General features: G+C 58.5%; 5 protein-coding genes. All 5 read left to right on the top strand.

The annotated features are described in order from the left end of the window. The first annotated feature begins 39 nt into the window (after positions 1 to 39). The 5 genes from VMU57_RS20920 to VMU57_RS20900 all read left to right on the top strand — a co-directional run bounded on the left by VMU57_RS20920 (position 40) and on the right by VMU57_RS20900 (position 9,638). A complete protein-coding gene (locus VMU57_RS20920; RefSeq protein WP_325386985.1) occupies positions 40 to 447 on the top strand; it encodes a hypothetical protein in 408 nt (135 codons plus the stop codon). Next, positions 447 to 1,139 carry a C39 family peptidase gene (locus VMU57_RS20915; protein ID WP_325386984.1) on the top strand — a complete coding sequence of 231 codons (693 nt, stop codon included), beginning with the start codon at positions 447 to 449 and terminating at the stop codon, positions 1,137 to 1,139. The genes VMU57_RS20920 and VMU57_RS20915 overlap by 1 nt, the downstream gene beginning before the upstream one ends. A 120-nt stretch (positions 1,140 to 1,259) precedes the next feature. Continuing rightward, positions 1,260 to 2,549, top strand: a complete 1,290-nt coding sequence (locus tag VMU57_RS20910) for a transporter (protein WP_325386982.1) — start codon at positions 1,260 to 1,262, stop codon at positions 2,547 to 2,549. Positions 2,550 to 3,227: 678 nt separating this feature from the next. Then, the gene (locus VMU57_RS20905) at positions 3,228 to 5,054 is read left to right on the top strand and encodes an ABC transporter ATP-binding protein (RefSeq protein WP_325386980.1); all 1,827 of its coding nucleotides are present in this window, start codon (positions 3,228 to 3,230) and stop codon (positions 5,052 to 5,054) included. A gap of 84 nt (positions 5,055 to 5,138) precedes the next feature. Beyond that, positions 5,139 to 9,638: a glucoamylase family protein gene (locus VMU57_RS20900; protein ID WP_325386978.1), complete on the top strand. Its 4,500-nt coding sequence runs from the start codon at positions 5,139 to 5,141 to the stop codon at positions 9,636 to 9,638. The last annotated feature ends 28 nt before the right edge of the window (positions 9,639 to 9,666 follow it).

The following is a 9,666-nucleotide window of genomic DNA, read 5'->3' as shown; positions in this document are numbered from 1 at the left end:
CCCCCCCCCGCCGCTGTTCGCGAGCGACAAGGAGGTCTTATGCATCGCAATTTAGTGATCGCGAGCCTGGTGCTGCTGACCCAGGCAGGAGTCTCTCAAACCAGCAAAAGGGCAACGCCAAAGCCGATGGACGACAGTACGCTGAACCGCGTTACCGCGTCAGGCATCACGGCGAATGCGACCAACGGCGTGGTCAATTTTCAGGGCGAGACTGCGACTCCAAACGGCCTGGTCTCAAGCGTCGGCTCGCTCGCCATGTCGAGCGGCCCCAATACCGGAACCACGGTGGGCACGCTTACGCTCAACGGCAACGCGCAACAGAATCTCAGCTCGCTGATCAACATCAACGCGGTCAACTCGAAGATCAACGTGCTGCTGAATCTGAACGTCAATATCAACTCGACGGTCGGCACTATCATCCAGACGAACATCAACGGAAAGCACTGATGATCCTGCGCGGCCCCATCCTTCGCGTTTTGCTCGCGGCACTGGCCATGTGCCTTGCGCTGCCTACGATTTCCGCCGAGGCGCAGGCCTCGATCAACAGGCCGGAGACCCAGGGAAAGAAGCCCATACGCACATTGAAACAGCTGCGCGATGAGGGCGTCGTGCGTCAGCGTTGGGACATGAGTTGCGGCGCGGCGGCCCTCAGCACCGTCCTCACCTACGACTTCAACGACAACACGCCCGAGGCGGCCATCGTCGTATGGATCCTGCATCGCAACGATCCCGCTCGCATTCGCGCCCGCGGCGGCTTTTCCTTGTTGGAGCTGAAGCGCTTTGCGCAGGCACGCGGCTACGGTGCCGAAGGCTTCAGCGGCATGTCGCTGGAAGACCTCGCCGCAGAAAAGTCCTGGGTGATTACGCCCATCCACTTCAAGACCTTCGATCACTTCGTCGTCGTCAAGGGGATCGTGGGCGACCGCGTCATCCTTGCCGATCCCGGTTTCGGCAACATCACCATGAGAACCAACCGCTTCACGAAGATATGGAAGAACGGAATCGTCTTTGTCGTACATCCTCCCGACCCCAGAATGCTGGCTCCAAAAAATGTCTCCGCAGCATCCCGTGTCATTCCCGACGAGACTCTCATCTCCCGCGGCATAGGACTTGAGATCCCGGCCAACGCTCTGTACTAGAAAGGTTCTCCTCCGGATGTAGTTTTGGTGATTCGAGCAAATCGCAGATTCCCTTCGGGAATGACAAACAAAGGAAGCTACACCTGAGAGGAAATCGCTATAGGTGGAGGAGTTCAGGTCATGTTGCGACAGGTATTGTCTCTGGGCTCGATCGTTTTTCTGGCCACACTCTCGGTTTCCGCGCAGACAACCTCCGCGCCTGCCCCCAATCCGCTAGAGCAACGTCGTTCGCTTACCGGGCCAACGGTACGAGAGCCGCTCGATCCGCGCGTCGAACAGGCCCTGCGCGAGCGCGATGCCATCATCCGCAACCTGCTCGAACGGGTGCAGCAGCTGGAAGACCGTCTCAACGCGATCAATACCTCATCCAGCGGTCCATCCAGCAGCGCGGCACGGGTTGCGCGCATCGCTGAGACGACGGCTGCTCCCTCCAGCAGCAGGGTCGAAGCGGTGGTCAACAACGCCACCTACGATGAGACCGAACGGCGCGCCACCGAGTCGCTGGACCAGGCGCTGGTGGTTCGCGGCGGATTGCTGCTGCCGCCGGGGACGCTCGAGATCGACAACACGACCTCTTATTTCAGCGCCTCGTCCGATCACGTCACCGTCGACGGATTCGCTCTTCTGCCCATTCTCGTCGTTGGCGACATCACCTCGCAGCGGGTCAGAGAGGACATACTGCTGCCAACCTTTACGACCCGGCTGGGCCTGCCGAAGCGCTTCCAGATGGACTTCACCATTCCCTATGGCTATGTACTGAATCGGACCGTCGACGCGCTGGGGAAGGAGACTTCGGCCAGCCAGTTCGGACTCGGAGACATACAGGCGGGCATCTCCCGCCAGTTGACGTTCGAGCATGGACGCATGCCGGACCTGCTCGCCAATATTCGCTTCAAGTCCGTCACCGGGACCAACTCCTACGATCTGGCCAGCAGCCAGACCAACCTGGGCTCGGGCTTTTATGCCGTTCAGGGAAACCTGACCGCCGCCAAATCGAGCGACCCGGTGGTCTTCTTCGGGAATCTCTCCTACACCGAGAACCTCGCGGGGCGGCATACCATACCGTCCAACGATCCGAACAATCCGGGGGGAACCGAGGTGGGGCACTTCCGTCCCGGCAGCTCCTATGGATTTCAACTCGGTTCGATTCTTGCGCTGAACACCGAGACCTCGATGACGCTCGGCTGGGACCAGAGATTTACCCGCGCCACGCAGCTGAACGGAGCGTCTTTGCCGGGATCGTACCTGGTGGAGGGCACGCTCAGGCTGGGTACATCGTATCTCTATGCACCGGGCAGGACTATCGATTTGAGCTTCGGCGTTGGGCTGACTCCGGATACGCCGAATCTGCAGTTCTCGGTTGGGTTGCCATTCAGGTTGTCGCTTTGGAAGCCAAAGGTAGTCCGCTGAGGCACCGCTGCCCTGGGGTCCCCCCCTATGTAGGCGATTGCGATAAGCTATTCTTTTTCAGCTAGATAACAAGAACGCCGCCGCTAAAATATTGCATTCAAATAGGTTACGGATAAAATATTGTTTCTAAACGAGTTATGTTTCGGACATGGCTTGCGGGCTTTTGCTTTATTGAACTGTTTTAAGGATAGCGAATGGACTGAAACTAATTTGCAGTTTTCCGGGATTTATTTTTTATCGCGTAAGTTACTGATATTTATATTCTTAGATGGATTACTTTGGTCGTTTGATGGCTTTAGGGGCTTGACAGACAATTTGCGCCTGCGAAGATGAGCAGGATTGGTGGGTGAGGTGGATGCCTCTGGATGTCTGAGTGCAGGCAACGGCAAAGGCGAAAGGCAGGGGTGGTGAAGTCAACCTTGAATCCGACGCGTCTCTCCACTGCGCTTGTCTCCGGTCGAGACGACGTGAGGTGGGTAGAGGGTCTGGGGTGGATGACGTAAGGTTGTGGCTGGAATGACGCGTTGTTTCAGCGCTGCGATAACTATTTTTTTGATGGCTCTTATGGAAAGAACTGGGAATGTACCGCGGCATGATTCGATTGACCAACGCATGTCGGCTTCCCGGCATCAGACCAGACTATGCTCGTCGAATCAACGAGCCTCTGAATAGAACCCTATGAGCGAAGTCCCCATCCATAAAAAAGTGGAAAGCCCGTGGCGTGACCGGTTGACCGCGCTGCGAAACCTGCCGCCTGTGCTTCGCATTCTGTGGGATTCGGGCCCGGCGGTGGTGACGTGGGGACTGGTTCTGCGCGTCATCGTGGCTGCGCTGCCGATCGTGATCGCCAAGGTCGCCGCGGTCATCCTGAAAGATATTACGGAGGTGCTGCGGGGCCGGGCGCTGGCGCACGATTTCTGGATCCTGGTGGGAACGGAAGTCGGCCTGAACGTTGCCTTCGGACTGCTGGTGCATGCGATTGACTACAGCGACGCGCTGCTGGCCAATCGCTATACGCAATACGTCAGCGTGCGGGTGATGGAACAGGCCTCGCGGCTGGACCTGACGACTTACGAGAACCCGGTCTTCTACGACCGGCTTGAACGGGCGCGGGTGCAGGCGACCGACCGGCTGGTGATGATTCAGCAGATGGGCCGGCTGGTGCAGCAGGTGATTACCACCCTGACCTTTACTGCGGCGCTGGCTTGGGCCTCTCCGTGGCTGGTGCTTCTGCTGGCGCTGGGTGTGCTGCCGTCATTTCTGGGAGAGACGCATTTTGCCTTTCTTGGCTATGCCAAGAACTTTCGCCAGACCCCGGCGAAGCGGCAGATGGACTATCTTCGCCAGGTAGCAGGAAGCCGCGAAGGGGCGAAGGAGGTAAAGCTGTTTGGGCTGCATAAGTTTTTCACCAACAAGTTCGAGGTGCTTGCCCGGCAGATTTATGTAGAGGATGTTGCGCTTTCGCGTTCGAAGCTGATCGTCGGCGGACTGCTGGGGGTGATTGGAACGCTGGGGTATTACGGCGCTTATGTTTACGTCATCTGGCGTACGCTTGGCGGCGGATATGACATTGGAAAGTTCTCCTTTCTTACAGCGTCGATTCAACAGGCCAGCTCGAACCTGCAGCAGGTGTTCTCTACCGCGTCGGGCATCGCCGATCAGGCTTTGTTCCTTACAGACCTGATCGCCTTCTTCGAGATGGAGCCGACGGTTCATGCGAATCCAGACGGCAAAAAGATGCCGATGCCGATACGGCGCGGCTTCGAATTTCGCAATGTGTCGTTTACCTATCCGGGAACGAATCGCACGGTGCTGCATAACTTCAACTTCACGCTGTCGCCGGGAGAGCGGATCGCACTGATCGGCGAGAACGGCCAGGGGAAGACGACCGTGGTGAAGCTGATTACGCGGTTGTACGATCCGACAGAAGGCCAGATTCTGCTGGATGGCGTTGACTTGCGCGACTACTCGCTTGAAGATCTGCACCGGCACATTGGCGTGATCTTTCAGGACTTCATGCGCTTTGAGATGACGGCGCGGGAGAACATCGCGGTGGGCCGCGTGGATCAGCCACATAGCGAGAGCGATCTTGAAGATGCAGCGCACAAGAGCCTGGCGGACGAGGTAATACGGAAGCTTTCGGGCGGCTACGACCAGATGCTGGGCCGCCGCTTCGAAGGTGGCGTTGAACTTTCGGGCGGTGAGTGGCAGAAGATCGCGCTTGCACGGGCCTACCTGCGGGATGCGCAGCTTCTTATACTGGACGAGCCTACTGCGGCGCTCGATGCTCGGAGCGAGCTGGAGGTCTTTGAACGCTTTGCCGAACTGACCCTGGGCAAGATGGCGCTGCTTATCTCGCATCGCTTCTCGACCGTCCGCATGGCAGACCGGATTGTGGTTCTCTCCGGCGGACGCCTGATTGAAGAAGGAAATCACGAACAACTGATGCGTGCGGGCGGCCTGTACGCTGAAATGTTTGAAATGCAGGCTGCGAGCTACCGGTAAACGCAGACCTCTGAATCTGTCATCAGAACCTATGTCCCTGCAAATGATTGCAGGAGCTGTTGCACGATCGATAAGGAAAGCTTCATGGCCCTGTTTCCAAATGATTCCACCTTCGAGGGCCATGCGCCACCTACGGCTCCTGTGCCAGATCTGCCAACCAAAGGTCTGCCGGAGAAGCCGACGATTCCTGAGGAAGAGCTGCGGCAACACGCAAACACGCTCATTCGCCACCTGGCGATCGTCGCTCCGGGAACGGGAGGTATTGATCTTGAAAGACGGCTCGGCAAACTGACGGTTCGGCTCAATCAACGTTTGGCGATCTGCCGCGAGCAGACGTCGGGCAACACCTTGACGCCGCAGCTGGAGCTGCTGGAGAGCACACGCATGTTGAAGGCGGTGCTTATCGGCACCGAAAGCGCGAAAGAGGGATTTTCAAAGCTTCCGCATGTTCGGCTTCCTTCAGGGGACGTGCTGCCGCAGATTATTTTTCTAGCGGAGGGATATCTGTCGGCCGCGCGCATATGGTCGGCTGAATCGCTTGCCGTCTACGTGCAGCAGTTTGAGCGGCGCGATCCTCTGCTGCTGCAGGAGATCGGGCTGCTGCAGCAGGCGCTGAAGCTGGCCCAACTGGAGTACATTCTCGACCGTGCAGACGAGGCCTTCGCCGCAGGTGAGCTGCCGCCTATTGAAGAGTCGCCCTTTTCTGCACCGCTGCATGGATTGCGACGCCTGGACCAGTGCGAGTGGCGCCCGGTGCTCGAACCGCTGATCGTCTTTGACGCGATTCTCCGCGAAGACCCGGCGGGGACCTTCGCAAAGATGGAGGATGAGACGCGGAGCATGTACCACCAGCGCGTCGCGACGATGGCGAGCCACTCAAACTTCAGCGAGGTCGCGACCGCGCAGGCAGCGCTCGATCTTGCACGCGAGGCAACGAGGGCACCGCACCCGGACCCTCGGCTGGCGCAGCGAAGAGCGCACATTGGCTACTACCTTTTAGCGGAGGGCGTTCCGCAGCTCCATAATCGGATTGGCTACCATCCGCCTGCGATGGAGCGGCTGCGCGGGATGGTCCGTCATTGGAATGAAGAGTTCTACATCCTCGGCACCTTTACGCTGTCGGTGCTGTTGATCACGGCGATCATTCTTCCGCTGGTTCCCCATCATGATTACTGGGCGGTGATTGGGGCGTTGCTGTTGGCGTTGCTGCCGGTGACACAGGGCGCGGTCGATCTGGTCAATGGCAGCGTCACCGCGTTGATGAAGGCTGAGCCGCTGCCGAAGCTGGATTTTTCGAAGGGCGTTCCCGCGGAGATGACGGCTTTAGTGATCGTGCCGACTCTTCTCATGAATGAGAAGCAGGTTACGGAGCTGTTTGAGGAGCTGGAGGCACGCTACCTCGCAAATCAAGACAAGAACATTCACTTCGGCTTGCTCACCGATCTGCCGGACACGACGACGCGTCCCTCGGACGAGGACAATAACCCGCTGGTGATGCTGGCGCTTCGATTCGTAGGTGAGTTGAATGCACGATATGCCGGGCAGGATGGCGGATCTTTTTTCCTGCTGCACCGTCATCGCGTCTTCAACGCTCGCCAGGGAGTATGGATGGGATGGGAACGCAAGCGCGGAAAACTGCTCGACCTCAACAAGCTGCTGGTCCATGCGCTCGATACCTTCCCGGTAAAGGCGGGGCCGCTCCATCTTCTCAATCGCGTTCGCTATGTGATTACGCTGGACTCGGACACGCAACTGCCGCGTGGCGCCGCGGCGCGGCTTACAGGAACGATCGCACATCCGCTGAACCAGGCGATCATCGATCCTCGCCTGCGTGTTGTCACGGCTGGATACGGGATTCTGCAGCCGCGTGTCGGCGTCAGCGTCGGCTCTGCGTCGCGCTCGCGCATGGCTGCGCTGTATTCGGGAGAGACGGGCTTCGACATCTACACGCGCGCCGTCTCGGACGCTTATCAGGACCTGTTTGGAGAAGGCATCTTTACCGGCAAGGGGATTTATGAAGTTTCCGTGCTGCATGAGCTGCTCGAAAATCGTTTTCCGCGCAATGCGCTGCTGTCGCACGACCTGATCGAAGGCGCGTATGTGCGCGTAGGACTGGCCACGGACATCGAGGTGATCGACGATTACCCGTCGCACTACTCGGCCCATACGCGGCGCAAGCATCGCTGGCTTCGTGGCGACTGGCAGATCATGCGGTGGCTCTTAGGCTCGGTACCCGACGAATCGGGGCGGTCGGTCATCAACCCGATCAGCACCATCTCGCGCTGGAAGATCTTCGACAATCTTCGCCGCAGCCTCATCGAGCCGGTTACATTTCTGCTGTTCCTCTTTGGGTGGCTCTTCCTTCCCGGCGGCCCTGTCTACTGGACCATCGCGACCCTGATCGTTCTTCTGCTTCCCGGACTTGTTCAGTTTGGCTTCAACCTCAGCAGGGCCGTGCTGAATGGAAGCGTCGTTGCCGTGAAGGAGAGCTTCTATACCTTCGCGGCGTCGTTTGGCATCACCATCCTCAATCTCATCTTCCTTGCGCATCACATGCTGCTCTCGCTCGATGCGATTGTGCGGTCGTTGAATCGAACGTTGATCTCGGGCAAAAACCTGCTGGACTGGGAGACGGCGGCGCAAGCCGAGGCTGGCACCTCGGTGAGTTCGCTCGACCGCTATCTCAATCTTTCGCCAGTGATTGCCCTGCTGATTGCGGGTGTGTTGGCCTGGAGATACCCTCATGCGCTTCTGGCAGCAGCGCCCGTGCTGGTGCTTTGGGCGCTTGCACCGGTCGCCGTGTTTTGGCTCGATTCGTCGCCGCGGCGGGTAGAAGGCCCGTTGTCGGCAGAGGACAGATCCTTTCTGCAGCATCAGGCGTTGCACATCTGGCGCTACTTCTCGGAGTTCGGCGGCAGGGAAAACCATTGGCTGATTCCAGACAATGTAGAAGAGCAGGACACGCTGCAGGTTCGGACGCTCTCGCCTACCAACCTGGGGATGCTGCTCAATTCGCGCCAGGCCGCGTACGAATTCGGATTTATTACGCTGCCCGAATTTACCGAACAGACATCAGGGACGCTCGATACCTACGACCGGCTCGAAAAGCACCGCGGGCATATCTATAACTGGTACAACATCGAGCGCCTGGAACCCATTGCGCCAAAGGTCGTTTCCACCGTCGATAGCGGCAACCTCGCGGCTTCGTTCTACACGCTGCACACGGGTGCGCTCGATCTGCTGAAGCGGCCCCTGCTCAATCCCCATACCTTTGCAGCGCTGGATGAGATGTTGCATGGCGGATTTGGAACAGGCAGTCGCCGCCGGAGAGAGAAGCAGCATCCGAACGACAGCGGATTAGAGACGATGCAGGCGCTGGTTCGCAAGGTGATGGAGGAGCAGCTGCCCTCTTCCCAGACCGAAGGCGGAACCCAGGGATGGATTGCGGAGGAGGCATTGCGCCGCCGTCATGCATTGTCACAGTTCATCGAGGAATATGCGCCCTGGCTTCTACCGCGCTTTGCTCCTTTGTTCGATTATTTCGGCCTGACTGCGTCCGAGAGCAAGACCGATGTAGAGAACAAGCAAGACAACAAGATCCCGACCTTGCAGGCGGCAGCGCAATACGTTGCCGCGCTGGAGAGACGCATTGTGGATACCCCGATCGCTCATGCGGAGGGATCAAGTTTAAGTGCGCTGGCAACGGAGCTGCGCTCGTTGCTGCCGGAGGCACGAGAAAGGCTGTCACGGCTTCACGCCGCCATCGCTGATATTGCGGCGCGAGCCAAGCAATGCGCGGAAGCAATGGAGTTTGGCTTTCTGCTGGTTGAATCGCGCCAGCTTTTATCCATCGCCTATGACGGCAATACGGGAGAGGTGCATTCGGCCTGCTATGACCTGCTTGCCTCGGAGGCCCGCATCGCGGCGCTGCTCGCGATTGCCAAGGGAGACGTACCGCAACAAACATGGTTCCGGTTGAGCCGATCGCATGTGATCGTAAACGGACGCGCTGCGTTGCTGTCATGGACAGGGACCATGTTCGAGTACATGATGCCGGCGCTGTGGATGCGGACTTATCCCGATACGCTGATTGCCCGCTCCCTGCAGGCGGCGGTACGAATTCAGCGCGACTATGTCCGCGATATTCCCTGGGGCATCTCGGAGTCGGGCTTCGCCGAGACGGAGGCATCGGGCCGCTATCGCTATCAGGCCTGGGGGATTCCGTCGCTTGCGCTTAAGTACGGCGCGGAAGATGGCCCGGTGATCTCTCCTTATTCGACCTTTCTTACGCTGTCCCTGCTGCGAAGTGATGCGTTGAGTAATCTGCGACGCATGGCTTCGATGAATTGGACCGGGGCCTATGGCTTCTACGAAGCCGCCGACTTCACGCAAGGCAAGCAGCCGCGCCTTGTGCGCTCGTGGATGGCCCACCACCAGGGGATGTCGCTGCTTGCGTTGGCCAATCTGTTACACGAAAGCATCGTGCAGGAGTGGTTTCACGCAAACCCATGCGTGAGGGCTACGCAGCTTTTGCTGCATGAGAAGCCGCTGAGCAAAGACATGCTCAACTCGCTGAAGAAATAAGCTGAAGAACCACGAGACACGGTTTGAC

Origin of the sequence: Edaphobacter sp., from assembly GCF_035532915.1 — a bacterium.
Classification (GTDB): domain Bacteria; phylum Acidobacteriota; class Terriglobia; order Terriglobales; family Acidobacteriaceae; genus Edaphobacter.
Note: the sequence above shows the minus strand (reverse complement) of the source record. Positions and strands in the feature narration are given on the sequence as shown.

Coding starts and splice junctions, on each gene's coding strand:
- VMU57_RS20920 (WP_325386985.1), top strand. CDS start 40: ATGCATCGCAATTTAGTGATCGCGAGCCTGGTGCTGCTGACCCAGGCA.
- VMU57_RS20915 (WP_325386984.1), top strand. CDS start 447: ATGATCCTGCGCGGCCCCATCCTTCGCGTTTTGCTCGCGGCACTGGCC.
- VMU57_RS20910 (WP_325386982.1), top strand. CDS start 1,260: ATGTTGCGACAGGTATTGTCTCTGGGCTCGATCGTTTTTCTGGCCACA.
- VMU57_RS20905 (WP_325386980.1), top strand. CDS start 3,228: ATGAGCGAAGTCCCCATCCATAAAAAAGTGGAAAGCCCGTGGCGTGAC.
- VMU57_RS20900 (WP_325386978.1), top strand. CDS start 5,139: ATGGCCCTGTTTCCAAATGATTCCACCTTCGAGGGCCATGCGCCACCT.